This is a genomic window from Arthrobacter sp. TmT3-37 (assembly GCF_054510835.1).
This window is the reverse complement of the sequence record NZ_JBTNDU010000008.1, coordinates 43,488-67,704: the sequence shown is the minus strand read 5'-3', so window position 1 is coordinate 67,704 and position 24,217 is coordinate 43,488. Positions and strand designations below refer to the sequence as shown.

The window sequence follows — 24,217 nt, the reverse complement described above, 5'->3', positions numbered from 1 at the left end:
TTATGGGAGCTTGAGTGGAGACCACTTCCGCAGCCTGACTTGAGCCCACCATCCCTCCTGACGACTCACCAGTGGACTAACCGCAGTTTCACTTGAGCCCACCCCACCGTTGATTCATCAGGATGTTTTTCCAACGGTGGAAGGCAGCGATGGAGTCGAAGGTGGAGTTATTCGAGCAGATCCGCAGGGACGCAAGAGTCAGTGGTGACTCGATACGGTCCCTGGCCAGGAAGTACCGCGTGTCCAGGCGGACAGTGCGTCAGGCGCTGACCTCGGCAGAGCCTCCACCACGTAAGCCACCGGTCAGGGAGGCACCGAAGCTTGGCCGGTTCAAGGTTCTGATCGATGACTTTCTGCGGGAGGATCTGAGCGCGCCACGGAAGCAGCGGCATACCGCTCAGCGCATTCATGACCGGCTAGTCGACGAGCACGGCGGGGATCTGTCGTATTCGACGGTCCGGCACTACGTGAAGTTCCGAAAAGCCGAGCTCGAGCGTGAGGCCGGTAGAACCACGGCGGATGCGTTCGTCCCGCAAGAACATGCCCCGGGTGCGGAGGCTGAAGTGGACTTCGGTGAAGTGTGGGTGGACCTCGCTGGGGTGCGCACGAAGTGCTACATTTTCGCCTTCCGCTTGTCTTACTCCGGTAAAGCCATCCACCGCGTCTATCCGACCCAAGGGCAGGAAGCGTTCCTCGAAGGGCACCTCGAAGCATTCGCCACGTGCGGTGGAGTGCCTACCGGCCATGTCCGATACGACAATCTGACCGCTGCAGTGAAGCAGGTCCTTGGGACCTCGCGTGAGCGGGTAGAGAACGACAGGTGGGTCCTGTTCCGGTCGCATTGCGGATTCGACGCGTTCTACTGCCAGCCAGGCATCAAAGGTGCGCATGAGAAGGGCGGCATTGAAGGTGAGATAGGCCGGTTCCGCAGGAACCGGCTCACGCCCGTACCTGCTGTCGATACTCTTGCCGAACTCAACGCCCGGATCATCGTCTGGGATGAGGAAGACAACAAGCGCAGGATTAGCGGGAAGCTGACCACAGTAGGTGCTGACCTTGAGCAGGAACGAACCCTGCTCAACCCGCTGCCGGCCGAAGTGTTCGATCCCGGAATCGTGCTCACCCCGAGAGTGGACCGGTCCTCCCTGATCAGGGTGCGGATGGTGAAGTACTCAGTTCCGGTTCGTTTCATAGGACGAACCGTGCGCGTTTCCCTGCGAGCATCCGAAGTGCTGGTCTTTGATGGACGAACGCTGATCGCCAGGCACGCACGAGTCGTTGCACGGGATGGTAGCTGCGTTGACCTGGACCACTACCTCGAGATCCTTCACCACAAGCCCGGAGCTTTCCCGGGTTCCACTGCTCTGGCCCAGGCGCGCGCGTCAGGGTCCTTCACCTCCGCGCATGACGCGTTCTGGGCGGCGGCCCGTCGCACCGACGGAGACACCCGCGCAACACGGGAGCTAATCAACGTGCTCCTGCTGCACCGAACAATGGCCCCTACTGACGTCGCAGACGGAATCGCAGCTGCCCTGACAGTAGGGGCTGTTACCGCGGACGTCGTCGCTGTCGAAGCACGGCGGGCGGCCACTGATCGGATCATTGCGGAACGGCTAAACCGTTCACCCGCCGAAAGCGACTCCCAATCAATAGGTGTCGGTCGCCGGGTCACTGCTTTGAGTAATCCGGCTTGGATCGGCGCGCACGCATCGCGTCCCGTTGCGCGCGAACAACGCGTCATCAGCCTTACCCAACGTCGATTGGCTGACCCTGCTGCCGTCATCGCGGGGTTACCACCGGACACCCGCCCCCTGCCGACCGTAGCTGGCTATGACGAACTCCTCACCCGACGAACCCCAGATACCACCCGTGATCCAGCTGACCAGAGACTGACCGGAACGACCCGCCAGACGAGGGGAACCATCTCATGAGCCCGACCAACGCCAACCCGATCACCGTCTCATCAACCCTGAGGCGCCGGCGCGGGCTGACCGAAGAAGCAGCAACCGCTGCAGTCGAACAGGCCTGCCGCCGGCTACGACTACCCACCATCCGCGCGGTCCTAGGTGAAGCACTCACCGTCGCGGGCAAGGAGCAGCTGTCCTATCAGGGATTCCTTGCCGAACTGTTACTGGCCGAGTGCGACGACCGGGATCGCCGCTCATCAGTGCGACGAGTGAAATCAGCGAACTTCCCCCGCGACAAATGGTTGGGTGACTTCGACTACGACGCGAACCCCAACATCAACCAGGCCACCATCAACACCCTGGCCACCGGGGACTGGATCCGCAAAGGCCAGCCCCTCTGCCTCATCGGGGACTCAGGCACCGGCAAGTCCCACCTGCTCATCGGTTTGGGGACCGCGGCAGCCGAAAAGGGATACCGAGTGAAATACACACTCGCCACCCGACTTGTGAACGAACTCGTCGAAGCCGAAGACGACAAAGTCCTCGCCCGCACCATCGCCCGATACGGGCGGGTCGATCTGCTCTGCATCGACGAGCTCGGGTATATGGAACTCGACAAACGCGGCGCCGAACTCCTCTTCCAGGTCCTCACCGAACGCGAAGAGAAAGCCTCCGTCGCGATCGCCACCAACGAATCCTTCTCTGGCTGGACCAGAACCTTCACCGACCCCCGCCTCTGCGCGGCCATCGTCGACAGACTCACCTTCAAAGGCACCATCATCGAAACCGGCACCGACTCCTACCGCCTCGCCCAAACGCGGAACCAACACCTCATCGATGACAGGGCCTCAATCTAGGGCTGCTCATTCCCAATGATTCGACAACTATTGCCGGCACCTCAGGTGGGTGCCTCTGACAGGGGCTCGAACTGCAGCCGGGCGAAAAGGTCCCGCGGATGATCCCGGACGACGCACGGCGAGCCATCCGCTACCGGACAGCTCTCATGGCGATGAACGAACGTCCCTTTCACGGGTTTAGGAGCGGCGGTTGATGAGGGTTGGAGCTGTGGTGCGAAACTGAGTCCATGGCTGTCTATTTTGAGTGCACTACCCGAGCACACGTTTCCCAGGCGGAGCTGTTTAACCGCTCTCGAAGCATCGATGCTCACACTGGCTCTATGGCTCACTCAAGGGAGAAGGCTATCGCTGGTACCACCACCGGCCTCATCTCGTTGGGAGAGCAGGTGACGTGGCGTGCATGGCACTTCGGCCTTCCAATCCACATGACAAGCCGGATCGTGGAGATGGAATCACCGGACTACTTCGTGGATGAGCAGATCAAAGGCCCTTTCCGCCGTTTCCGTCACGCTCACGAATTTAGTCACGCCGATGGGGTGACGACCATGGTCGATCGGATCCGGTTTGCCGCGCCCCTAGGTCCGCTAGGTCGGCTGGTTGAGGTACTGGTCCTCGAGCGGTACCTCAAGAAGCTCATCGAGACGAGGAACCGGTTTCTCGTGGAAGAACCCACACAAAAGTAGTTTCCAACCAACTATCCACCAGCAGGACTCAGGCTCGAACTAAGATTCAGGAGTTCCTAGAAGACGTCCGCTAGTCGATCGTCTGGCGGGACTCTCACCTTGCTGCTCTCCGAGCCCTCGCTGATGAAACCATGCGCTAAACGGTCCAGCCCTCGTACTCCCCAGCGCAGAAGGATGCACAGTTGCAGACGGTAGAGGATCCAGGTAGAACGCATTTGGAAGCGGGCTCCTACATAGCTTCCTGTCCCGACGCTTCCGGCCTGCGGTGGGGTGGGCTCAAGTGAAACTGCGGTTAGTCCACTGGTGAGTCGTCAGGAGGGATGGTGGGCTCAAGTCAGGCTGCGGAAGTGGTCTCCACTCGCGTTGACATTCTCACCCGTATGCAATTCCGGCAATCTGCTCCTCTGAGGAGCCGGTGATAGACCAGTGAGTGCTTGATGAACGGGCGGCGCTAGCAGGGCAGTGGTTGCATTTGTGCTGGGGGTGAAACGCGGGTTGGAGATGTGGTCAGTAAGACTCGGACGAGACGCGCAGGTCGTAGCCGGAGAGTTCGAGAAGTTCATCGGCTGCGAGGCTCATCAGATCGACTTGTAAGCGCGGCAGTTCTATCGCTCCTAGAAGCCAGGCTTCTAGGTCCTGCTCATCGACAGCCCCGGCAAGAGCGAAGTACGACACCCACGAATCCGAAATGCTGTAGCCGGTAAGCGCCAGGGCCGTCCGGAGCTGCAACCGCGCATCCGGCGTGTCATCGTCTGATTGATCCTGGTGCTTCATCTCGCCAACTTGCTCCCACTGTTCCCAACTTCTTTCCAGTCTAGGAAGTGAGGGCAAGACGGACCATCGACATGATCACAGGGGAAGGCCTTGACCGACAGCAGGCAGCAGGCAACATGTGGTGCTGGTGCTCCTCCATGTCAACGTGGTCCCGGAGGTCGGTCGCCCGGTCTGCGGACACCTGAGCTCCGATGCCTGGGCATGAGGTGTGGGCCCCACCGTTTGCCTGGTCGAGAGACCCGGTGAAGAGACCCGATGAAAGAAGATTTCCGGCTTTGGTAATCGGGGTCTTGCTATCGTTTAGATGTGGAGTCGGGTCAAGTCGCTGGCCTGACTCGAGTACGTCGATTGGCTACGGGCATGTCGTTGCCTTCCAATCATCACCATCCACTCTTGACCCCGTTGTCGTTCGAGCGAGTATCGAGTCCTTCATCGACTGCCCGACCGGTATCGTCGAGCACTGCTTCGACTCTTCGACCTTCACCTGGTCGGATGAGTTGTATCGGGTTCACGGGTATGCGCGCGGTGACGTTGTTCCGACCCTGGACCTGGGTTCGTTCCACATCCAATCCCAGGACTGGGACGCCGCACGAGCTTTCCGGGAGACACTGACGACTGCGGGTGGTCCGCTCTCAATGTATCTGTCCCTTCTCGACGCCGGTGGACGCACCCGCGAGGTGCTGATCTTCGGCGACCTCATTCCGGATGACGAGAACCCGGTCGGCGTGTGGGCACTGGTTGTGAATCTATCCCGTTCCATCCATGTGGACACCCATAGGATCACCAATGAGGCCGTGGCGGCATCAGCGTTGAGTTCTACCGTCATTGAACGGGCCAAGGGCATCCTCATGGGCCGCACGGGCCTGAATGCAACGGAGGCGTTCGAACGCATCAGCCGGCGCAGCCAGACCACGAACCGAAAAAGTTGTCGTTGTGTCCCAGGAAATCATCGACCGCGCCCACCGGCTCACCCAGGGCAGCGATCATCCCCGCACTCAGACCCTGCTGGAGCTCTTCCAGACACCCTCAGACCGCAGAACCTTGTAACCGCTATTGACTGACGAAAGATGCTCATGAACAGCCTTCCTCCCTCGAACGAGCTCGGTCCCATCATCGAAAACTAACCAGCATTCGCTTCTCTACCAACCACTCCGACCAGGAGGGCACCTTAGGAGGCACAACTCATGGGTGGCGGTTCGACTGCGTCCTACCTGGTCTGCCCGGATGAATGAAGTGCGTCGACGGCGTCCAGAACAGCCAGTGCCGGCAGCTCAGCGACCGCGGCGACCACGGCCAGTGGTTCGCCGTTGCTGACAGCTGACGCAACGGCCATCTGAAGCTCAGTCGGGAAGGGATCCGCAACAAGGCCTGCGTCCATGAGGGAAGTGTTGGACTGCGCAGCAGCGACAACACGGTCAAGATCACCAGAACCCACGAGCCCTCCCACCCTCATCATTGCCCTTTAGTCTCCACTGTCCCCGCGCAACCGCAAAGCACTAGGGCGGAAGGGGGCAGTCCTTGCCACTTACTATCGACAGTGCGTCAAGGCGCTCACTCTGGGCACTTAGCGACCTGGCTGGCCGATGAGAACCTGGTATTGAGGGTGGTCGGCGAGGAAGGCGCATGCCATCGGGCATTGCGGAACAAGGCTCAAACGCCGTTTGTGGGTGTTGAGTACGACATTCCGCATGAGGGTCGCGTCGAGACCCTGGTCCTGGAAGTCTGGTTGTTCCACGCCGTCGAGGAGGACGACCTGGCCGCCGTTCATGGTGTACTTCACGTACGCGGCGAGGGTTCCGTCGATGAACAGCTCGAACCGGCAGTACAGGGGGTTATCGCGGAAGGTCTCCCTGGGCTGGTGGGCGTGCTCAGTGCCGCGATCCATGGCCTGCTGTGCTCGATGCTCGAGCTCGTCGACGATCATCTCGTAACAGTCGGTAGAGCCGGCAGGCGGGTAGGGCGTATCCATCAGCTTGTAAGCCTGGTTCACCATGACACGCAACTGCCGGGTCGACAAGGCTGCGAGGTCCTCAGCAGACAGATCATTGTCCGGCAGGGCGTTCTCACGCTGGTGAGGCGTGGTGCGCGCCTCCGATGCCCGGCGACTGGTCGAGAATTCCGTCAGTGTCAGGACGTCGCCCGGCTCAGCGTCCGCCGTGGTCGTCGCCGGTCCGGTGTGGACTGGGTTCAAAAGTTCTGTCATAGCCGTTCCCGTGTTCGTCAGAACCATGGCCTTCGTCTAGACCCCGGTGTCCTAAGGACACTATCGAAGAGACGCCCGGAATCAAACTAAGCAGGCTTACGACCCTTTTGTGTCACCGGAGGTTCAAGTCCTCGTCAGACCCAGATCTCCATCTGTACCTGCGCGGCCAGGCGCCGGAGGACCTGCACATCCTCATCGGTGAAGGCCCGCGGCCGGTCATCGATGAGGCAGAGAGTGCCGATGCGCCAGCCGTCGGCCGTACACACGGGATGGCCGACGTAGAAGCGGATGCCGGGACCCTCGGCAACGAGGGGATGGTCCCGCCACTGCGGGTCGAGACTGGCATCGGGAATGATCAGGGTGCGATCGTGTTCGATGGTCCTCGCACACAGAGCGATGCCCCGCGGAAGGTCCTGCCCGATAGGTCCGACGACGGACTTGATGACCTGCGCGTCCTCGGTGATCAAGGCGATGGAGGCTGAGCTGACGCCGAAATAGTCCCGTGCCTGCCGGGTGATCCTGTCGAAACGTTCCTCCGCCCCGGTCTCGAGCAACCCCGACTCGTGCAGGGCATGAAGGCGCCGGAACTCAGCCTCATCCAAGTCAAGGTCATCGACAGTTCCGCCCGCGGCATCACCGGAACCGGGCGCAGGAAGGTCAGGGCGGTTGATGGCACTGGTGCTGTGGTCCCCGGCCGGTGGGGCGTTGAAGTCGTACTCATCGGGGGAGAGCGCCAGGGACCGGAGGTAGTCGCCGTATCCGGAGAAGGCTGCGACCTGTTGAGCGCTGTAGTGCGCACCATCGGCCATGGAGCCGACACTGTCGAGGAGTTCGTTGATGGCCTGGGCCAGCAGGTCCCGCTCGGACACCAGGAGCATGACCAGCCCGGTCAGATACCCTTTGACCTCGATTTCGTCGCATCACCACCGATGCCGAAGTAGTTCTCATAGACCTCCTCGAAACCCAGACCGGATGCCCGTACTGTTTGGATCGCGCTCCACTGCTGCACATACTCATCCAGCACGTTTTCATCCTCTACCAAGTTCTTGCGGCTAGTCCGGGCCGGCGTCCATCAGGATCGCTGCTACCGAATGATTCTAGACTTCGATGTGTCCTCCGTCGCCCTTCTTGCTGCAGGCGGCGACTGATCAATACCCAGCCTCAAAACCTGCAACCGATCCGGCACCATCGTAAGTTTCTGCGTCAACACTGAGCCGTAGTGCTGTTCATTCAGAACCCGCTCCTCTAGAACACGCCAAGGGGCGCCGCTTGTGCGGCGCCCCTCGGTGTCGTGCTTTGTGCTGGCCGGATCACCCACCAGCATGTTGCTCAGTGGCGGCGACCGGTGCCATCGATGCCGTCCGTGGTGATGCCGTCGGTGGCGTCGTCCAGGAGTTCGATCTGTTCCTTGCGGACGTCGCTGGTGACGGTCTCCTGAGAGGTAACTGTCTCCTTGTCGAGGCGCACGCGCTCGACAGGAACGGCTTCCTTTTCGACCACAGGACGCTCGGCGTGCAGGATCACTTCGTGTTCCTCCTCGCTGATGGTCGGTCCCGCGAGGGCGTCACCGCGGTTCGCGTTGGTAATGGGCTCGCGCTCGATCCGAACCTCTTCATGGGACACGGGGACTGTCTTGGTGACGTTCTCTGTGACGATGTACTTCCGCAGCCGGGCCTTGCCGACCTCGCGGCGTTCGGTACCGACGTGGAGCTGCTCCTCGGAGCGGGTCATCGCGTCATCCGTGGTCGGACCGGACGTGTCGTGACCAACCGTTCCGGCGCGATCGTAATCGCTCGTGGTGCCGGTCGTGGTGCCGGTCGTGGTGCCGGCGTAATCGGCGGTGTTGGTGGTTCCGGTGTGACCGGCGAGGCCGTAGTGCCGGTAGAGGCGGTCCTCTTCTTCGGGGCTGAGGTCGCCGTCGGATTCGATGCGGGGTGCGTCCTTGACCTGCTCCTTGGTGTATCCGATGGTGACGTCGTTGCCGTTGACGTTCGCTCCCTGCAGTGGTGCGAAGGACTCCGAGGTGCCGAACAGGCCGGTCTTGACGGTGACCCAGCTGGGGTCACCGGTCTGGTCGTCCAGGTACACCTGGCCGACCGAGCCGATCTTGGAGCCATCGGAGGCGAGGACGTGGCCGCGGCCGGAGAGGAGGGTGTCGATGTCGTTCTGGGTGATCATGTGGAACTCCTTTTGTAGATGGGACCGGGAGTGTTGGCCGGTCTGGTCGTGAGTATCAGCCCCTGCAGCGTTCTTCCTTTTCGAGGAGCCACTGCTGGCTATCGGTACTAGTAGGTGGTGGCGGCCTCTATTGCTTCTAGTGAGAGACGCTGTTGGTTAGCCGTTGAGGCCGGCCTGGTGGTTGATGCCGACCTGGTCGACCTTGCGGTGGAAGCTCATGCCGGCCTTGCCGCCGAGGATCGCCCCGATCAGGGGAACCAGGACGGTGATGGCCAGACCGATAAGGCCGGAGGCGGTCAGCAGGCTGCCGTCAACGGGGATGCGCGGTGCTCCGCCGATGCTGGAGAGGACGTTGAACTGATCCCCGGCGATAGCGGCAAGGATCGCCACCACGATCGCGATGATGATGCCCCACAGCCATACGGCGACACCCTGCTTCGCGCCGTCGAAGCGCGCCATGCGGCCGGCGACGTAACCGCCGCAGTAGTAGGCCAGAAACAGGACGATCGCGAGCACGATCCCGCTGACAATACCGAGGGTCTCCGCGTTCTGGGTTGCCTGGTTCGCGGCATCCTGGGCGCCGGCGGTGTTCGCAGCTCCCACGCCGACGCCGATCGCTGTTGCCAGCGCGCCGAGGATGACGGTCATCCCGATGGCGGTCAGCCAGCCGAAGAACGCCGAACCCCACTTGATACCGCCGAAGCGTTCCTTCTCCGCGGCGACGACGTCATTCTTCCGCGCCTTCGGGGTACTCGCCCCGGAGGTGTTCTTGTCTGCCATGTCATGTCCTTCGCATCAGGGTTCGAGAGTCTGGTGTGCAGCTAGCGTCCGTCCCTCGGGCAGGTGAGCCGGGAACTGCCCGAGGAAGAATACCCCCCAAAAAACGATACCTAAGGAGGCTGATGATCAGCACCCTTGCATTGTTTTCGGCACGACCTTACGGTGGGGTTGACAACTGCTGGTCGCGTTGGAGGACGCCATGAAAACCGGCCCTCACTCGCATCAAGGAGCATCCACGCATGGAAGAAACACTCCGATCCGGTCTGGCGACCGTGATCGAATTCGTACCGAAACTCGTCCTGTTCCTCGTCATCCTGGTTGTCGGCCTGATCATCGCGAAGGTCATCTCCAAGGCCCTGGACAAACTTCTCGAAAAGGTTGGCTTCGACCGTGCCGTTGAACGCGGCGGTGTGAAGAAAGCCCTCTCGCAGTCCAAGCTCGACGCGAGCGACATCGTCTCGAAGATCGTCTACTACTTCCTGGTCCTGTTCGTCCTGCAGTTCGCCTTCGGCGTCTTCGGCCCCAACCCGGTCAGTGACCTGCTAGTCGGCATTATCGCGTTCCTGCAGAAAATCATTGTCGCGATTGTCATCGTCGTCATCGCCGCTGCGATCGCGGCCGCGGTGAAGTCCCTGATCCAGAACGCCCTCGGTGGCCTGTCCTACGGCAAGATCCTCGCCAACATCGCCAGCGTCTTCATTCTCGGCATCGGCATCATCGCCGCCCTGAACCAGGTCGAGATCGCCACAACGGTCACCACCCCGATCCTCATCGCCGTCCTCTCGGCCGTTGTCGGCGTCATCGTCGTCGGCGTCGGCGGCGGGCTCATCGGGCCCATGTCCCGCCGGTGGGAAGGCTACCTGAACAAGGCTGAGCAAGAAGCACCCAAGATTGCCGCTCAGGCGAACGCCGCGCCGTCAGCAACCCAGCAGCTCAAGGGCAAGACGCAGCAGGCGACGTCAGGGGAGACTGCCAGCTGGCCTAATGAGGGCGCCCACCGCATCTAGCCAACGGCGCTACGTGCTTCACTCGTGCGGTCATGCGGGTGAAGTCCTGGAAGCGAGGTTTCCGGAAGGTTCGACGGAAAGGGTGCCGCCCATCAGGGTGGTACCCCTTCCCGCACCCCTAGGGCACTCGGTGGCATCCGCAAACGTGAAGAGTTCGCAGCACAACTGAAGGTCAGGAGGGAGAACGAGATGGGGCTATCTGCGGAGGAACGCCGGCAGTGGAGGGAACTCGAGCGGCAACTGGCAGCCGAGGATCCCCGAACGGTTCAGCTCAGCGGAAGCGGCTGGATCAGACGCACTACGGATGGTTCACCGGCGCAGGTGGTCATCGTGCTCGTCGCATTCGTGCTCCTGATCCTTGCCGCCATCGTGAACATCCCTCTGATTGGTATCTTCGGGATTATCCTCATGATCATCGGCGGGACCAGGGCTCATCTGGCCGGACGTAGCTGCCAGCCTGCCAAAGGGAGGGCCCAGACACGCGGGGACATCCCATGATGAAACCCGATCACTGGTCCTCCCTGCAGCTACTGTCAGTAGCGGCCCGGGCTGTCCAACGCGAATCAGCGGCCTACCTCAAAGCACTCGGACTGCCCCAACTGGGCTACTACATCCTCGAGTACCTCAACGAGCGAAGCCCCATCCTGCAATCCGAACTCGCCCGCCTGGTCCTTGTCCGCTCCCAAACTCTCGGCGCCGTCCTCACCACGCTGGAGACCAACCAGTGGATCACCCGGAAGCGCGGACTAGCCCAGAACCAGGTCGCCGTAAACATCACCGAGCAAGGCCGGGCCCTTTTCGCGGCCGCGCAGGAACGCCTCCGTACCCTCCAACTGCCCACCGACATCGACGTCCTGCGTCCGATTCTCGCCACGATCATCAACCGCGCCACACAATGCCCTGAATAACGGCCCTGCAGTGCACGTCCGAGCCACCACGACGGGCGAGGCCGATCCGACCCGCCTGCAGGAGTAGTGGCGAAGGACCAGGCACATAAAAGGACCAGGCACATAGAAGGGGAGTGCCCCGATACGGGTGCACTCCCCTTCTATGTTCTCGTACCCAGTCACCGGATCCACTCAGGTGGCAGGTGGGCTGGGCGTCAGTCCTTTTTGAAGGCGTCCTTGAGCTTCTCGCCGGCCTGCTTCAGGTCACCCTTGGCCTGATCGCTTTGACCTTCCGCTTTCAGGCTTTCATCGCCTGTAGCGGTGCCGGTGGCTTCTTTGCCCTGGCCGATGAGCTTCTGCGCGGCGTTGCTGATCTTGTCATCCAGTCCCATGATGCTTCTCCTTACTGTCGAGGTCAGTGGTTATACGATCGGCCCTGGAGCCGACTCTTTATTGTAAGCATGCTTATGATCGGTATGTGGGTGTCCAGCGTGCGCGGGTTGCCGACGTGGGTGGAGGGGTTTTCCTGGCTGAGGGGCTGCACGACGGTCGTGGTTACGGCGTTCGGTTTCATGTTCCGTCCACTGGAGGTGGCCTCCAGGCTGGTCCTGACGGTGGCGTGGCTGCCCGCTCGGTGATCGCCGGTCGGTACGCGAACAGAGATTGATGCGGAGGTCTGCACGACGATCCTCCGGCGCAGAGGGCCGCGGCGAGTCAGAATGCCGGGGCACGCGTCCCGTTCCTGCAGCTAAGTCCGGGTATGTCATTTCAAGGATGAAACCGGGTTTCATTGTCGCTTAAGCACTCGATCTTTTCTCCCGGTAGCAGAACGCTGCGCACCAGCACATACGGGCGACATGGACGGCTTCGGGGATGCGTCCGCCCCAACACGTCAGAAGGGCTGCAGCATCTCATCGAAGCGTTGGCGGACTGGGTCGACGTGATGCGGCGGTGACCGGGTGCAGACGACGGCGACCTTCCGCACCCTCAGTATTCTGGCAGCCGAGGAGCGGCGATAGAACGTAAGGAGTGAGTGCATGATGACTGTGCTGTCTCTCAGCGCCCCCGCTGGGCGAGTTCGACGTGCGACAGGCCGGTGACCACCAGGGTCGACGCGGCGATGCTTGACGAGGTCAGAGCTCGGTGCGGGACGCGCGTCCCTCGCGGTCGCCGCCCGTTGCCGGGTCGAAGGCGTGCAGATCGAGCTCGACGCTCAGAAGGTCGGCGGTGACTCGCCCGCGCACGCTCGTCCCCTGTTCGTCGAGAGGCGGGCTTATGACCGCGGCACCGAGCCGCCCGGGGGCGGAGAGCACGATCGCTCCGGAGACGCTGGACTTCGCGGGGATGCCGATTGCGCGCATCCATCGGCCTGAGCCGTCATACACACCGCAGGTCGCCATGACCGAGACGACGTCGCGGGCCGCGGCCGCCGGGACGACGCGCTCCTCCGTCACCGGGTTGACTCCGCCGCAGGCGAGGGTCGCCCCCATCACCGCGAGGGCCTTCACGTCGACCAGGACAGCGCAGGCGCGAGCGTAGACGGCGACAGCATCGTCGGCACTGACGTGCAGGGTTCCCTCCGCGCGCATGAGGTGTGCGAGGGCGTGGTTGCGGTCCCCGAGGAGGTGCTCGTTGTGGGCAACGCTGTCATCCACCTCGAGCCGACGCCCGGCGAAGGCGGAGAGGCCTCGGAGGATCCGCTCGTTACGCTCGTCAACATTACTGCCGTCGATGAGCGATGCCGTGAGCAGCGCTCCGGCGTTGACCATCGGGTTGGGTGGGCGGCCGGTGCCGCTCTCGAGCTTGATCGCGTCGAAGGCTTCGCCGGTCGGTTCGATGCCGATGAGGTCCAGGGCATCGCCGCCCGTGTCCAGCAGGGCCAGGGCGAACAGGAATGGTTTGACCGCCGACTGCACGCTGAACGGCGACTCCGCCTGCGTGGTGCCGCGCACCGTCCCGTCGGGCAGGGCCAGGGCCACCGCGCATTGGTCGGCGTCCGCGGCGGCGAGTTCCGGGATGCTGTCATCCACCGATCCGCCGTTTGTTGCATGACCCGCGCCCGCAGGTCCTCGAGGTCGTAGGTTCCTGCGCCCGGTGTCATCCATCCACAGTGACACAGGTGGTCCTGTATGAAGGTAGTTACGGGTGCGGTTGACTGCGGGCAGGGCAATGGCCTGCAACGACAGGAATGACTGCCGGTGAGAGCCTCGCCAGCTGCGACCCGGACATAGCCAGTCCTCGCGGTTTCGAAGAGCGTTCACATGCCAGCAAAGCACGCAGAGGACCCGGCTTTGACCACCACACCTGATCTGGCGTCATGCTGCGTCTGCCCCCACCACAACGAAGCACCTCGACGACGCAGTGCCACTTCCTTGAAGCTGAGCTCAAATAGCACTCACGATGGACACCGTGTCGTCTCCACTGCACTTTCACTTCGCCAGTTCACCCTCATTAGTCTCGACACTGGACCGCGGAACTGCGGTCCGTGATCGAGCGGTAGGGGGCCCTGTTTGCGGGGTCTAGTCGAAGTGGGTTTCGACCGGGGTGGACTGGCCGAGGGCGGCCACCATGGTTGTGGCGAGGTCTTTGAGTTTCACGTTGCGTGCGTTGGACGCCCGACGCAGGATGGTCATCGCTTCCTGCTGGGTGCATCGGTTCTGCGCCATGATCGCACCGGCCGCCAGATCGATGACTGTGCGTGATTCCATCGCGGCTTGACGGTTCCGCGCTTCGTCGCCGAGCTGCGCGATGCGCACCGCAAGCCGCAACGACCGGGAAGCATCGCGCCCCAGCCCTTCGGCCACGGCGATGCCCTTGTCGTCAAAGGCGTGGGGCTTGGTGGAGTAGAAGTCTAGGCCGGCACTGGCGCCTGAGTCGAGGCGGATGGGGATACCGAGCGCGGAGCGGATCCCGTGCGCTGCGATCGCTTCCCGGTACTCCGGGAACCGTGTCTCGGTCAGAAAGTCAGGGATGTGCACGGTGTAGCCTTCACGGGCTGCCCGCAGGCATGGCCCGTCATCGAACCCGTACTGGACTTCGTCCATCAGCTGCGCTTGTTCGCTGCTGCTGGCCACGGTCACCATCGACCGCGGGCGGAGCAGCGTCACGCCACAGAACACTTCACCATAAGCACCCGAAAACGAGTGCGCAGCGACTTGGACTAGTCCGGTGAGGAATGTCTGTACATCCTCGCTGTCCAGAACCATGTCCTGCAGTACCGCGGTCAGACTGTCTTCTTCGGCCTCACGGGCCAATTCCTGTTCATCGGGCATAAGAAGACGATCCTACTGCCCTGACGCTACCGACGTCGCCCAAGCCATCCAGGCCACCGAAGCGCCCCAGGCGACCAGGGCGACTGTCATGCGCGTGCGACGCAACCAACCTGCCCAACCTGCCCAACCTGCCCAACCTGCCCAACCTGTCGATACGGCCGTGATGTCAGAGGATCTGCCCTACAGAATGACTAGTGGTTGTCGTACAGGGTGCTGTATTCCTGAAGGTTGAGGAAGATGCCGTGCGGGCGTTGCTGCCATTCCTTCTCGAGGAGGCTTTGCAACGCTATGTCGAGAAGGTTGCGCTCCAAGGGTGGAAGGTCACCCCTGCCATACATGTAAGCGGCAACAGCTTCCTCGGGCGCGTTGCCGGCGACGGCAACGTACTCGACCCACAAGTCCCAGGGATGCAGTGCATTGTCTGCAACGAGTTGCATGGCCGTGCGGTGTTGAACGTCCAGTGGGCCGGTCATCGGGATTCCTTCCAGTGTCAGTGCCAGTCCTTCTATGCCAGCAAGCACAGCACCCGGGCGCCACCCAAACTTTCCCCTTGCGGCTCATGCTCGCCATCGTCCACAAGGCGTTGACCGCTTAGGACTACCGCCGTGAGAACACCGAGGGTTTGCTACTCGTCCCGCTACGTTGCGTTGGGGTCACACCCGGAGCACCCATCGACACGTCAGACGGACAGGTCGGATAAGCGCCGTATACCCGGGGTTATCGAGGTGTTCGAGGATCATGATGCGCCCAGCAGAAACTACGGCCGCTGCAATTTTCGCAGGCTGCGGCAAACAGGAACCAACAGGTGCGCCCGCTCCTCAACCAAAGCCTCCTGTGGTCGAGGAAACGAGGACAGTCATCCGGGAGGCGCTGGGCGCGCTGTCATCCAAGCTTTCCCCGGTCATACCTGTCAGCCTACCGAGGTGTCGGACGCGCCAGCAGTATTCCTTGACGAGGGTGCGTCGTCGGGGAAAAGAGTTACTCGAGGGGTGTTCCGAAGATGGCCGCCAGTTGGAAGGCCAGCGGTAGGGACGGATCGGAGCGTCCCCGTTCTATGGAAATGATGGTCTGGCGGGAAACGCCGACGCGATTGCTGCGCCGCTTCTGGTCAAGGTGTCGGAGATCGCGCTGCGCCAGTGGACTGCTTGTTCAAAACCCGGTCCGCTGCAACATGCCGAGGGGCGCCGCATCCGCGGCGCCCCTCGGTTCATGACGTTGCGCCGATCGGTCTGTCGGCGATCCTACCTGCTTAGTGGCGACGCCCCGTGGTGTCGGGTCCGTCTGTGGTGGTGGTTTCGTCGGTGTCAAGGAGTTCGATCTCTTCTTTGCGCACATCGCTGGTGACGGTTTCCTGCTCGGTAACGGTTTCCTTGCCGAGGCGGACGCGTTCAACAGCAACGGCTTCCTTCTCCACGACGGGGCGCTCGGCGTGGAGGATGACTTCGTGTTCCTCCTCGCTGATCGCAGGACCGTCGTAGGCATCGCCGCGGTTAGCGTCGGTGATGGGCTCACGCTCGATGCGGACCTCCTCATGCGACACGGGGACGGTCTGGGTGACGTTCTCGGTGACGACGTACTTACGCAGGCGGGCCTTACCGACCTCGCGGCGCTCGGTGCCGACGTGGAGCTGCTCCTCCGAGCGGGTCATCGCATCGTCCGTGGTCGGTCCGGAGGTGTCGTGGCCAACTGTGGTGTCGGAGCGGTCACGGCGTTCGTCGCCGGACTGGTAGCCGGTTTCGTACCCGGCAGTCCCGGTCGTAGTGCCCGTGGTCCCCGTGGTGTTGGTTTCAGTCCGACCCGAGTGGCCGGAGAGCTCGTAATGGCGGTAGAGGCGGTCCTCTTCCTCGGGGCTGATTTGGCCGTCGGACTCCACACGGGGTGCGTCCTTGACCTGCTCCTTGGTGTAGGCGATGGTCACATCGTCACCGTTGACGTTCGCGCCCTGCAGGGGGGCAAAGGACTCCGAGGTGCCGAACAGGCCGGTCTTGACGGTGACCCAGCTCGGGTCGCCGGTCTGGTCGTCCAGGTAGACCTGGCCGACGGATCCGACCTTGGTGCCGTTGCTGTCCAGGACGTGGCCGCGGCCGGAGAGGATGCTGTCGATGTCGTTCTGCGTAAGCATGGAATTCCTTCTGGGTTGAGCCGGGCCAAATGCCCGGTCATGGTGGGAAACAAGAATTTGCGTGACGCTCGTACTGGTCTGTCAATGACGTTGCCAACTCCATAAGCAGTCTTATAGTAAGCCTACTTGCTTTGCAAGAGTGTGCACCCTACTGTGAGCCTGATAGCTGCTGGTGGCGTGTGGGGGCGCCCTGAACCCGGCTCCCCACGCGCTTGAAGGAAACACCCATGGAAGAAACACTCAGAACCGGTCTGGCGACCGTGGTCGAGTTCGTACCGAAACTCGTCCTGTTCCTCGTCATCCTCATCGTCGGCCTGATCATCGCGAAGGTGATCTCCAAGGCTCTGGACAAGCTCCTCGAGAAGGTCGGCTTCGATCGTGCGGTGGAGCGCGGCGGCGTGAAGAAGGCCTTGGCCCAGTCCAAGCTCGACGCCAGCGACATCGTGTCCAAGGTCGTCTACTACTTCCTGGTCCTGTTCGTCCTGCAGTTCGCCTTCGGTGTCTTCGGGCCGAACCCGGTTAGTGATCTGCTGGCCGGCATCATCGCGTTCCTGCCCAAGATCATCGTCGCGATCGTCATCGTCGTGATCGCCGCCGCGATCGCGGCGGCCGTGAAGTCACTGATTCAGAACGCTCTCGGTGGTCTGTCCTACGGCAGGATCCTGGCGAACATCGCGAGTATCTTCATCCTCGGCATTGGCATCATCGCTGCCCTGAATCAGGTCGAGATCGCCACCACGGTCACCACCCCGATCCTGATCGCCGTTTTGGCGGCAATCGTCGGAGTGATCGTCGTCGGCGTCGGTGGCGGGCTCATCGGTCCGATGTCCAAGCGGTGGGAAGGCTACCTGAACAAGGCCGAAGAAGAAGCCCCGAAGATCAAGGCGCACGCTGACGCCGCGCCCTCAGCCGGGCAGCAGCTCAAGGGCAAAGCCCAGCAGGCCAAGGCACAGACCGGCCAGCGCAACACCGGCAGCCCCGATGGTGCACACCGTATCTAGTCCTCCCGCGTCCTGACGGGCCACCTTCTGAGGTTTACAGGTCGGTCCGGACAGGACGAGTAGAGATACAGAGAGGGGTGCTACCCGACAGGTAGCACCCCTCTCGTGTCATTCAGGGACATTCGCCCCCTACACCCAACCGCCCACGCCCAACCCCGGACAGCGAAATCAACCCGTATCAACCGCACGACCCGCAGGACCCGTCAGGGCTCGGGGAGAATTAGCAGCCCTTCACGTTCACACATTTTGGAAGGACCGCAGTGGAGCCCGACGATCTATCGACCCTGCAGCTCCTGTTGGTCGCAGCGCGTCTGGCTAGGCGACAGTCGGCGGCCTGCCTCATAACGATTGGCTTACCGCTGATGGGTTTTCATATCCTGCAGCACCTCGCCGAACGAAGCCCGATCCGGCAGGCCGAGCTTGCTACCCTGGTCCTCGCCAGCGGGCAGACCACCGGATTTGTGCTGACAAAGCTCGAGAGAAATCATTGGATTACCCGCCAACGGGGCCTCGCGCACAACCGATTCGTTGTCAGCATCACTGATGAGGGACGGTCCATCCTGGACATCGCGCAAGAACGCGTCCAAACACTTGAGATACCCATCGATGCTGAAGCCCTCCGCCCCGCCCTCACCACCATCATCAGACGCGCCGCGACCTGGCCTGAAGTGGCCCAATCCCCTGGATGTGCGGGTCAGTAATCCGGAACGAAGTGGCGGCGCTACGGATTGAAGTGCCTGGTGTTTCCGGCAACGCTGCGGTACTAGAGCACTCACGCGTCACTTCCTATCACCGTCGTCACCGTCACCGTCGTCACTGTCACTGTCATCAGTAGTCCTCATGTTCGAAAGGCTTTTTCGTGAGTTCGACCTCCGTCCGGCGCACGTCGTCGCCAGCGTCCTCCAGTCCAACGACGTGGGAAGGATCCCTTGGGCGTGCTGCTTTGCGCGCGCTTCACGTTTTGTTGCTTCTGGCTTTGATCGTGATCGCGGTCTATGCGCTCACGCGGGTGCGTTTGGTGGTCATCCCTTTGCTCCTGGCGCTCATCCTCGCTTCCGCGATCGGGCCCTTCGTCGCATGGCTGCGACGCAAGGGATGCTCGAGTTCATGGGCTACCGCACTGGCTTTCACCGTCCTCCTTGCCCTCGTCGGGGGGCTGATGGCCGGTATCGTGTTCGCCGTCATCGGTCAGACGGACACCCTAGTCTCCAGCGCCGCGCAAGGCGCGAACCAGCTCATCGACGTCATTCAGAGCGGCCCGATCCCGATCAGCGACGCGCAGCTTGAGACCGCCCGCAACGCTGTCCTCAATTTCGCAACGAGCAGCACAGCCGGTACGACGGCTCTGGCCGGTCTCAGCGCAGCCACGAACATCCTGACAGGAGGGTTGCTGCTGATGGTCATCTTGTTCTTCTTCCTCAAAGACGGCGAGCAGATGTGGGCGTTCCTCCTTCGCGCTTTCAAAGGCGTCCGTCTCGTAAGAGCGAGGCGGGTCGGGGATCAGACCGTCGCCGTACTGGGCGGATACGTCCGAGGAACCGCGATTGTCGCGGCCGTCGATGCCTTTTTCATCGGACTTGCACTGCTGATCCTCAAAGTACCCCTCGCCCTGCCGCTGGCGGCCATTGTGTTCGTCGGAGCGTTCATCCCCCTCGTTGGGGCGACCCTCGCAGGAGCCCTGGCAACGGTCATAGCGCTCGTCACCAATGGACCTGTCACAGCACTGATCGTTCTCGGCGTCGTCATCCTGGTGAACCAGCTCGAGGGCAACTTCCTGCAACCCGTTGTTATGGGACACACCCTCAGCGTGCACCCCCTCGTCATCCTCGTCGCACTCACAGCAGGGACCGTCCTGGCCGGAATCATCGGAGCGATCCTCGCCGTGCCCCTCACAGCCGTCGCATGGGCTGGCATCAAAGCATGGAACGCCGAAGCAGACAAAGACATCACCGAGGACCAGATTCTCGAAGCCGAAACACACACCCTGATGGACGAACAGGGCCACGGGCCCTCCACCCTGCCCGACTTCGACGCCGAAGCAGGATCCTTACAAGAGCTACCCCACGTCGACGCGCAATCCCTCTCCGAGCGTCCACTCGTAGCCCCACGCAAGCAAGCCGTAGACCAGGATCTTCCCAACAACACCGGCAACAACTCTCATCAGGACCAAAGCCCCCAAACATAGCTATTGGATGACCGCTGGACCACGGCTGGACCATCGCAAGCGAATCCTACGAACGGTATACCGCGGTTTAACGATGCGGCACGCCTGGCAATCAATTGGTCGAGCTTCCCACGACAGCTCACTAGGTCATCCCAAACGGATAGCCCAACCCACTGCTTACCCCGGCCCTCGCGGGTGGTCAATGTGCCTGCTCTATCAGTGTGGCCTCCGTACCAATGGCGTAGGAGAGGGTATCGCCGGATCGCGGCGACGGGGTGATCAAGGACTGGTGTCGCAGAGGGCGTGCGGCACCGGTGAACGTTTGTTGATGAGTTCGTTCAGCGCAGGGGCAATGAGGTCACGATCCGGGGTGGCAGAGGCATGAGGCCGTGAAGATAGGCGTGAGGTTGAGGAACTGAGGTAGGTTTTTGAGCTCTCCCGATGGGACACGAGTTCTGCTTTTGCTAGATGGCCTAGGGATCGTATGATTTTGTCTGGTCCTGCAAGCGGCCATCGGACATCGTTACTCGTGGAGCCCGCCTCATGGACCACAAACTTCGTGCCCTCGTCAGGGTCGACCTCTCCTGCAGTTCCCTCACAATTCGCGTCACGGGCTGCTTCACCATCCTGAACTATCGGGCACTCGTTCCGGTTATCAGACGCGCCCGCGCCCTACCCACGCAACCCGCTGTTGCTGTCGACGTCACCCGGGCCAGGCACTTGGAACCGGAAGCGGTCCTCCTCCTCGAGGAGGCCTGCCGATCGCTGCTAAGTGACAATCAACCGGAAGCGGTCAAGGTCATCGCGCCTTCTTTTGAAGGTCAAGCGGTAGAAACCTCAAACGCTCATGCGACGAAGGCTGCCTCTACATCAAACCCTGCTGCTGGTTCTGCTGCGGACGCTTGGATGCTTGCTTCCTGATGTGCTTCCAGCACGCTGACAGTTTCTTTCTAGTCTTTTCCCGCTCTAACTCGCTGCTACCCGTACGTTGTTCGCATCTTTGAGGAGACACGATGAACAGCAGACTCGCCCCGACTGAGTCTTTCCCCGAGGACCTTGCCGCTCTGACGGATATCGAGCTTCAGGTCCTGCACAGCCGGATTCAGTGCCAGTTGGATCACGAATACACCCTCGACCTCGAAGCGCATCCTGAAACAGAGTTTCGGCACGCAGAGGTTAGGGACGAGATCGAGCAGCGCGAGTTCTCCACGTCCACCTGGGAGCCCCTCATCCATTTTACCTCCGGACGCTGAACGATGAATGTCGCAGCGCATCAGCGCGCCGTCGCCTGTTCCGCACGAACGGAGGGACCGCCGAAAGGGATCAGCGGGGCGTTCGATGAGAAGGTTTTTGACGGTTTCGTCACGGACCTCGGCTCTGAGGCTATCGCCCTGGAGTTCCTTCTTACCTTTGAAGCGATGCTGGACGCCCGTATCGATTGCATCAGCCAAGCCTTGAAAGAACAGGACCGGGAAGAAACCAAGACGGCGATGATGAGCTTGCAGGCCAGCGCCGCCATGACGGGCGCCACCGAGTTGGAAGCCACGATCAGGCGCGTTCTCGCCCACCACCGGGTAGAACTGACCCCACGGGGCCCGCTGATACGGCAGCTGCAAGGACGAGCCGATCTCTTCCGGCAGGCCCTCGTCGCCTTCCGGCATCGACGCAGAGCATCCGCTACCTGATCACAGGGGTTGGAGGATTTGCGCGAGCTACCACGACGGGCAGCGGCCCTCGTTATCCCTTTTCGTTATGACTCGTGTGGAGTAGTAAGAGGGCGCCCCTGCGGTGCGGGTGCGTTGCACTCGCACCGCACTATGGGCACGTCGAGTAGTCATATGGTGGTCGATGCCCGCTAACCAGCAGTCAAGGCGTGGCCGGCTACGCAATCCGAACCCAGTTTGGGGCGGTTCCGCCCGGTGCTTCTTATTGCGAACCACTGCCTGGGGCAGGGTGTCGTTGATGCTGGTATTGACGTTCACACAACACCCTGACCGGTCATACCAAGAGGAGCGAACTTACCGCACGGGCACGATGTTGCCGCGCACCGCCTGGACGACGCTGTCCGGAAGTTCGGAGAGCCCGTGGGCTGCTGCGGCATGGGATTGCACGGCGATCAGGATTTCGTCGTCGGAGCTGCACACCCAGCGCGCATCGCATCCGGGAACCACGTCACCGCAGGCAAAAGACTTCATTGAGACCTCACTTCATCATTGAACTGACAGCTTGCCGCCCCGCGCGGCACCATGATTCGTACCTTATAGCACTCCATTGCTCCCCGGATTCAGGTAGTCGGAGTAAGGAAGTGAGTACCGCTTTAGGCACGACTGGAACAAGGAAACTTCTAGGGTGGAACATAAGGCGGGAGCCTCGCCGAATAGATTCCCAGCCCTGCTCGAGGCCGGAGAAGACGTGACCGGCGGTGAGTGGGATCTTGAGACCATCCCGCGCCCCAGCTGCCGCCGGTCACTTCCCAGCTACCAACTTGTGTCAGCGCCGCCTGCAGTTGGTACCTGTTGAGAATGACCATGAGGAAGACCTACTGGGGACCTTTGCTGCTGGCACCGGCCCGGGGGTCAACAGCACCTGTTACGACAGAGAATGATGGTTGCTATTGGAAGTCTGCGAGCCAGAGGTCGGGACCGAAGACTTCGTATTGAATGTCCTGCGCGGGGTTCCTCAAGTGATGAGGGAACTGCGGACAGCTTGCATGAACGGCAGCGGCCCACACAGGTAGTACTCCGCATCGGCGGGAAGTCCGATGTCGTCGAGGTTCATGAAACCCGTGAAGGAGTTGCCTGCCTGCTAGCCGTCCGTGAATGGCTCCAGGAACCACATGATGAGGGGTGCATAGGGCAGTCGTGCGAGGTCCGCGCGGACCTGGTCCTGCAGGGCGAAGGACTCTGCGGAGTCATCGGCGTGCAACAGGGTCACCTGGCGTGCGGAGTTGGACTGGACGAGATGGGAGATCATTCCTGCCATGGGAGTGATGCCGATACCGACGCTGGCGAACACGATCGGCCGGTCACCGGGCTTGAGCACGACGTCGCCGAAGTGCACCGACAACACCACTTAATCGCCGACATTCACGCTTAAGTGCAAAAGGTTGGACACTTCACCATCCGGTGTCGTCAGGCCGTGGAGGCGTTTGACGGAGAACTGGCGGTGCCGGCCATCATCGGCGCGGGTCAGCACTCAAGCCGGGTACCAGGACGTTCCTGACATCACCGGCAACAACCGATGATTTTCATTCAGTCCCTGATCCTGCACGGGGTTGGCTGCGACGAGAGACAGGGCTACCTCATCGGACGCCCAATGCCTGGTGGAGTCTCGGCGCCTCCGCGTAGGGCGCCGAGAAGAAGGAGACGACGTCATACACACTGCGGGCCGGCGCTTCAGGAATCTACGCTGTCGAAACCGCTGGAATGTGCGGCACTGCTGTGACCGGTGGTGGCGACGAGGGGAAAGACACAATTGCCTCCTGCACACATTAGCCAGAACCCCATCACTCCCCAGAAAGTCAGTGAGACGCTAGCGCTGGCCACAACGACAGCAAGTCCGGCGCACATCATAAGGATTCCGAGAGCCAGGAAACGATTACGGGCAGGCCACAACAATCGGTACCCGGACGACAGTTCTGCAGCCAAGCGAGGATCACTGTGCTCAAGATTCCGGATAATGTCATCAAGAACGTGCTGCTCACGGTCGGACAACGCCACAACGCACTCCTCTCGCCGCCTTGAACGACGCGTTGACTAATGCCGGCACCGGCACCAAGGCCGACAGAAATGCAGATACCGGTGTCAGAAGAATGAAAGCCGGTGAAGCGACGCGAGAATCACGGTTCGCAGATGAAAACCGTACTCGCGTCGTTCCGCCGACTGTTTCTCCGAGGACGCGGGATAATCCAAAACACAGGACAACCTAGGACACGGGCCGGTTTTAGAGGCGGGATGACCTAGTGATGTCCGGCTTTCGTGGTGCCGAACATGAGGGTCCGGCGCTGAACGTCGTAGTAGACGGTCTCCGCGGTGGAGAGTAGGTCCTGCAGGTTGTCGGCGTCATCAGCGTCGATAGTGAGAACCTCTTCCCACGCTCCCTGATCTAATACGAGTTGGAGTGTCCATGACCCTGGCTGACCAGCTTCGCCTGCCACCCAGCTGAACTGGTAGTGGCTGAGCTGACGGACCTTGATGCTGTCATCGGTGATGGGCTGAGCGAGATTCTGTGCCATGCGTCGTCCTCCTTGAGGGTAAAAGCTTTTGCACCTGCACGAGGATCTGGACGTTTTAGGCTTTCCATGAACCGCAGGCTCGCGGCGGTGCTCGAGCATGATGATTACACCCTAGATATGAGTTCACCGGCTGGAGAACAGTTTCCCG

At 61.5% G+C, this 24,217-nt stretch carries 28 protein-coding genes; 10 read left to right on the top strand and 18 right to left on the bottom strand.

The annotated features are described in order from the left end of the window. The first annotated feature begins 149 nt into the window (after positions 1-149). The 3 genes from istA (at position 150) to ACX80U_RS11590 (ending at position 3,447) form a co-directional block, all read left to right on the top strand. The gene (gene istA / locus ACX80U_RS11600; RefSeq protein WP_459268523.1) at positions 150-1,931 is read left to right on the top strand and encodes an IS21 family transposase; all 1,782 of its coding nucleotides are present in this window, start codon (positions 150-152) and stop codon (positions 1,929-1,931) included. Then, positions 1,928-2,764: an IS21-like element helper ATPase IstB gene (gene istB / locus ACX80U_RS11595; RefSeq protein ID WP_459268522.1), complete on the top strand. Its 837-nt coding sequence runs from the start codon at positions 1,928-1,930 to the stop codon at positions 2,762-2,764. Before istA ends, istB begins: the two co-directional genes overlap by 4 nt. Before the next feature lie 227 nt (positions 2,765-2,991). After that, positions 2,992-3,447 carry an SRPBCC family protein gene (locus tag ACX80U_RS11590; RefSeq protein WP_459268521.1) on the top strand — a complete coding sequence of 152 codons (456 nt, stop codon included), beginning with the start codon at positions 2,992-2,994 and terminating at the stop codon, positions 3,445-3,447. A gap of 507 nt (positions 3,448-3,954) precedes the next feature. Here the strand turns inward: ACX80U_RS11590 and ACX80U_RS11585 are convergent. Next, entirely contained in the window at positions 3,955-4,221 is a 267-nt protein-coding gene (locus ACX80U_RS11585) for a hypothetical protein (protein WP_459268520.1), read from the bottom strand. Between the two features lie 191 nt (positions 4,222-4,412). Between ACX80U_RS11585 and ACX80U_RS11580 the strand changes: the two genes are divergently transcribed. Next, complete coding sequence (locus ACX80U_RS11580) at positions 4,413-5,282, top strand: ANTAR domain-containing protein (RefSeq protein WP_459268519.1); 870 nt, start codon at positions 4,413-4,415, stop codon at positions 5,280-5,282. Between the two features lie 146 nt (positions 5,283-5,428). Here ACX80U_RS11580 and ACX80U_RS11575 read toward each other — a convergent pair whose 3' ends face one another. The 6 genes from ACX80U_RS11575 to ACX80U_RS11550 all read right to left on the bottom strand — a co-directional run bounded on the left by ACX80U_RS11575 (position 5,429) and on the right by ACX80U_RS11550 (position 9,382). Beyond that, positions 5,429-5,599 (bottom strand): hypothetical protein, encoded by a 171-nt coding sequence (locus ACX80U_RS11575; protein WP_459268518.1) that lies wholly within the window; start codon positions 5,597-5,599, stop codon positions 5,429-5,431. Between the two features lie 186 nt (positions 5,600-5,785). Continuing rightward, positions 5,786-6,451, bottom strand: coding sequence for a GNAT family N-acetyltransferase (locus tag ACX80U_RS11570; RefSeq protein WP_459268517.1), 666 nt, complete (start codon positions 6,449-6,451; stop codon positions 5,786-5,788). Positions 6,452-6,558: 107 nt separating this feature from the next. After that, positions 6,559-7,302: a GAF domain-containing protein gene (locus ACX80U_RS11565; RefSeq protein WP_459268516.1), complete on the bottom strand. Its 744-nt coding sequence runs from the start codon at positions 7,300-7,302 to the stop codon at positions 6,559-6,561. A gap of 11 nt (positions 7,303-7,313) precedes the next feature. Further along, on the bottom strand, positions 7,314-7,448 hold the full coding sequence (locus ACX80U_RS11560) for a hypothetical protein (protein ID WP_459268515.1): 135 nt from the start codon (positions 7,446-7,448) through the stop codon (positions 7,314-7,316). 305 nt (positions 7,449-7,753) lie between these two features. Then, complete coding sequence (locus tag ACX80U_RS11555; protein ID WP_459268514.1) at positions 7,754-8,602, bottom strand: DUF2382 domain-containing protein; 849 nt, start codon at positions 8,600-8,602, stop codon at positions 7,754-7,756. Positions 8,603-8,758: 156 nt separating this feature from the next. Then, positions 8,759-9,382, bottom strand: a complete 624-nt coding sequence (locus ACX80U_RS11550) for a hypothetical protein (RefSeq protein WP_459268513.1) — start codon at positions 9,380-9,382, stop codon at positions 8,759-8,761. 239 nt (positions 9,383-9,621) lie between these two features. Here ACX80U_RS11550 and ACX80U_RS11545 point away from each other — a divergent pair, with 239 nt between their 5' ends. The 3 genes from ACX80U_RS11545 (at position 9,622) to ACX80U_RS11535 (ending at position 11,297) form a co-directional block, all read left to right on the top strand. Then, entirely contained in the window at positions 9,622-10,389 is a 768-nt protein-coding gene (locus ACX80U_RS11545; RefSeq protein WP_459268512.1) for a mechanosensitive ion channel family protein, read from the top strand. A gap of 189 nt (positions 10,390-10,578) precedes the next feature. Beyond that, positions 10,579-10,887, top strand: a complete 309-nt coding sequence (locus ACX80U_RS11540; RefSeq protein WP_459268511.1) for a DUF3040 domain-containing protein — start codon at positions 10,579-10,581, stop codon at positions 10,885-10,887. Continuing rightward, positions 10,884-11,297 carry a MarR family winged helix-turn-helix transcriptional regulator gene (locus tag ACX80U_RS11535; protein ID WP_459268510.1) on the top strand — a complete coding sequence of 138 codons (414 nt, stop codon included), beginning with the start codon at positions 10,884-10,886 and terminating at the stop codon, positions 11,295-11,297. The genes ACX80U_RS11540 and ACX80U_RS11535 overlap by 4 nt, the downstream gene beginning before the upstream one ends. 194 nt (positions 11,298-11,491) lie before the next feature. Here the strand turns inward: ACX80U_RS11535 and ACX80U_RS11530 are convergent, their stop codons facing one another. The 6 genes from ACX80U_RS11530 to ACX80U_RS11505 form a co-directional block, all read right to left on the bottom strand. After that, positions 11,492-11,668, bottom strand: a complete 177-nt coding sequence (locus ACX80U_RS11530; protein ID WP_459268509.1) for a CsbD family protein — start codon at positions 11,666-11,668, stop codon at positions 11,492-11,494. Positions 11,669-12,409: 741 nt separating this feature from the next. After that, complete coding sequence (glsA, locus tag ACX80U_RS11525; RefSeq protein WP_459268508.1) at positions 12,410-13,306, bottom strand: glutaminase A; 897 nt, start codon at positions 13,304-13,306, stop codon at positions 12,410-12,412. A 489-nt stretch (positions 13,307-13,795) separates the two neighbouring features. Continuing rightward, positions 13,796-14,548 carry an ANTAR domain-containing protein gene (locus ACX80U_RS11520; RefSeq protein WP_459268507.1) on the bottom strand — a complete coding sequence of 251 codons (753 nt, stop codon included), beginning with the start codon at positions 14,546-14,548 and terminating at the stop codon, positions 13,796-13,798. A gap of 191 nt (positions 14,549-14,739) precedes the next feature. Continuing rightward, positions 14,740-15,021: a hypothetical protein gene (locus ACX80U_RS11515; RefSeq protein WP_459268506.1), complete on the bottom strand. Its 282-nt coding sequence runs from the start codon at positions 15,019-15,021 to the stop codon at positions 14,740-14,742. 505 nt (positions 15,022-15,526) lie between these two features. Beyond that, complete coding sequence (locus ACX80U_RS11510; protein ID WP_459268593.1) at positions 15,527-15,685, bottom strand: helix-turn-helix transcriptional regulator; 159 nt, start codon at positions 15,683-15,685, stop codon at positions 15,527-15,529. Positions 15,686-15,797: 112 nt separating this feature from the next. Continuing rightward, on the bottom strand, positions 15,798-16,670 hold the full coding sequence (locus tag ACX80U_RS11505; RefSeq protein WP_459268505.1) for a DUF2382 domain-containing protein: 873 nt from the start codon (positions 16,668-16,670) through the stop codon (positions 15,798-15,800). 227 nt (positions 16,671-16,897) lie between these two features. On the opposite strand from ACX80U_RS11505, the gene ACX80U_RS11500 reads away from it, so the two are divergent. The 3 genes from ACX80U_RS11500 (at position 16,898) to ACX80U_RS11490 (ending at position 19,856) form a co-directional block, all read left to right on the top strand. Further along, on the top strand, positions 16,898-17,671 hold the full coding sequence (locus tag ACX80U_RS11500) for a membrane protein (RefSeq protein WP_459268504.1): 774 nt from the start codon (positions 16,898-16,900) through the stop codon (positions 17,669-17,671). Positions 17,672-17,931: 260 nt separating this feature from the next. Beyond that, the gene (locus tag ACX80U_RS11495; RefSeq protein WP_459268503.1) at positions 17,932-18,372 is read left to right on the top strand and encodes a MarR family winged helix-turn-helix transcriptional regulator; all 441 of its coding nucleotides are present in this window, start codon (positions 17,932-17,934) and stop codon (positions 18,370-18,372) included. 158 nt (positions 18,373-18,530) lie between these two features. After that, positions 18,531-19,856 carry an AI-2E family transporter gene (locus ACX80U_RS11490; protein WP_459268502.1) on the top strand — a complete coding sequence of 442 codons (1,326 nt, stop codon included), beginning with the start codon at positions 18,531-18,533 and terminating at the stop codon, positions 19,854-19,856. Between the two features lie 956 nt (positions 19,857-20,812). Here ACX80U_RS11490 and ACX80U_RS11485 read toward each other — a convergent pair. From ACX80U_RS11485 to ACX80U_RS11465, 5 genes are all read right to left on the bottom strand, one after another. Further along, entirely contained in the window at positions 20,813-21,496 is a 684-nt protein-coding gene (locus tag ACX80U_RS11485) for a hypothetical protein (RefSeq protein ID WP_459268501.1), read from the bottom strand. A gap of 357 nt (positions 21,497-21,853) precedes the next feature. Continuing rightward, a complete protein-coding gene (locus tag ACX80U_RS11480; protein WP_459268500.1) occupies positions 21,854-22,030 on the bottom strand; it encodes a DUF1059 domain-containing protein in 177 nt (58 codons plus the stop codon). 610 nt (positions 22,031-22,640) lie between these two features. Further along, a complete protein-coding gene (locus tag ACX80U_RS11475; RefSeq protein WP_459268499.1) occupies positions 22,641-22,895 on the bottom strand; it encodes a hypothetical protein in 255 nt (84 codons plus the stop codon). A 335-nt stretch (positions 22,896-23,230) separates the two neighbouring features. Beyond that, positions 23,231-23,554, bottom strand: a complete 324-nt coding sequence (locus ACX80U_RS11470) for a DUF3040 domain-containing protein (RefSeq protein WP_459268498.1) — start codon at positions 23,552-23,554, stop codon at positions 23,231-23,233. Between the two features lie 239 nt (positions 23,555-23,793). Next, a complete protein-coding gene (locus ACX80U_RS11465) occupies positions 23,794-24,069 on the bottom strand; it encodes a hypothetical protein (RefSeq protein ID WP_459268497.1) in 276 nt (91 codons plus the stop codon). Positions 24,070-24,217: the final 148 nt, after the last annotated feature.

Excerpts from the sequence above, each read along its gene's own strand:
- istA (WP_459268523.1), top strand. The coding sequence starts at position 150 with ATGGAGTCGAAGGTGGAGTTATTCGAGCAGATCCGCAGGGACGCAAGA.
- istB (WP_459268522.1), top strand. The coding sequence starts at position 1,928 with ATGAGCCCGACCAACGCCAACCCGATCACCGTCTCATCAACCCTGAGG.
- ACX80U_RS11590 (WP_459268521.1), top strand. The coding sequence starts at position 2,992 with ATGGCTGTCTATTTTGAGTGCACTACCCGAGCACACGTTTCCCAGGCG.
- ACX80U_RS11585 (WP_459268520.1), bottom strand. The coding sequence starts at position 4,221 with ATGAAGCACCAGGATCAATCAGACGATGACACGCCGGATGCGCGGTTG.
- ACX80U_RS11580 (WP_459268519.1), top strand. The coding sequence starts at position 4,413 with ATGCCTGGGCATGAGGTGTGGGCCCCACCGTTTGCCTGGTCGAGAGAC.
- ACX80U_RS11575 (WP_459268518.1), bottom strand. The coding sequence starts at position 5,599 with ATGGACGCAGGCCTTGTTGCGGATCCCTTCCCGACTGAGCTTCAGATG.
- ACX80U_RS11570 (WP_459268517.1), bottom strand. The coding sequence starts at position 6,451 with ATGGTTCTGACGAACACGGGAACGGCTATGACAGAACTTTTGAACCCA.
- ACX80U_RS11565 (WP_459268516.1), bottom strand. The coding sequence starts at position 7,302 with ATGCTCCTGGTGTCCGAGCGGGACCTGCTGGCCCAGGCCATCAACGAA.
- ACX80U_RS11555 (WP_459268514.1), bottom strand. The coding sequence starts at position 8,602 with ATGATCACCCAGAACGACATCGACACCCTCCTCTCCGGCCGCGGCCAC.
- ACX80U_RS11550 (WP_459268513.1), bottom strand. The coding sequence starts at position 9,382 with ATGGCAGACAAGAACACCTCCGGGGCGAGTACCCCGAAGGCGCGGAAG.
- ACX80U_RS11545 (WP_459268512.1), top strand. The coding sequence starts at position 9,622 with ATGGAAGAAACACTCCGATCCGGTCTGGCGACCGTGATCGAATTCGTA.
- ACX80U_RS11540 (WP_459268511.1), top strand. The coding sequence starts at position 10,579 with ATGGGGCTATCTGCGGAGGAACGCCGGCAGTGGAGGGAACTCGAGCGG.
- ACX80U_RS11535 (WP_459268510.1), top strand. The coding sequence starts at position 10,884 with ATGATGAAACCCGATCACTGGTCCTCCCTGCAGCTACTGTCAGTAGCG.
- ACX80U_RS11530 (WP_459268509.1), bottom strand. The coding sequence starts at position 11,668 with ATGGGACTGGATGACAAGATCAGCAACGCCGCGCAGAAGCTCATCGGC.
- ACX80U_RS11520 (WP_459268507.1), bottom strand. The coding sequence starts at position 14,548 with ATGCCCGATGAACAGGAATTGGCCCGTGAGGCCGAAGAAGACAGTCTG.
- ACX80U_RS11515 (WP_459268506.1), bottom strand. The coding sequence starts at position 15,021 with ATGACCGGCCCACTGGACGTTCAACACCGCACGGCCATGCAACTCGTT.
- ACX80U_RS11505 (WP_459268505.1), bottom strand. The coding sequence starts at position 16,670 with ATGCTTACGCAGAACGACATCGACAGCATCCTCTCCGGCCGCGGCCAC.
- ACX80U_RS11500 (WP_459268504.1), top strand. The coding sequence starts at position 16,898 with ATGGAAGAAACACTCAGAACCGGTCTGGCGACCGTGGTCGAGTTCGTA.
- ACX80U_RS11485 (WP_459268501.1), bottom strand. The coding sequence starts at position 21,496 with ATGCCGGAAGGCGACGAGGGCCTGCCGGAAGAGATCGGCTCGTCCTTG.
- ACX80U_RS11480 (WP_459268500.1), bottom strand. The coding sequence starts at position 22,030 with ATGAAGTCTTTTGCCTGCGGTGACGTGGTTCCCGGATGCGATGCGCGC.
- ACX80U_RS11465 (WP_459268497.1), bottom strand. The coding sequence starts at position 24,069 with ATGGCACAGAATCTCGCTCAGCCCATCACCGATGACAGCATCAAGGTC.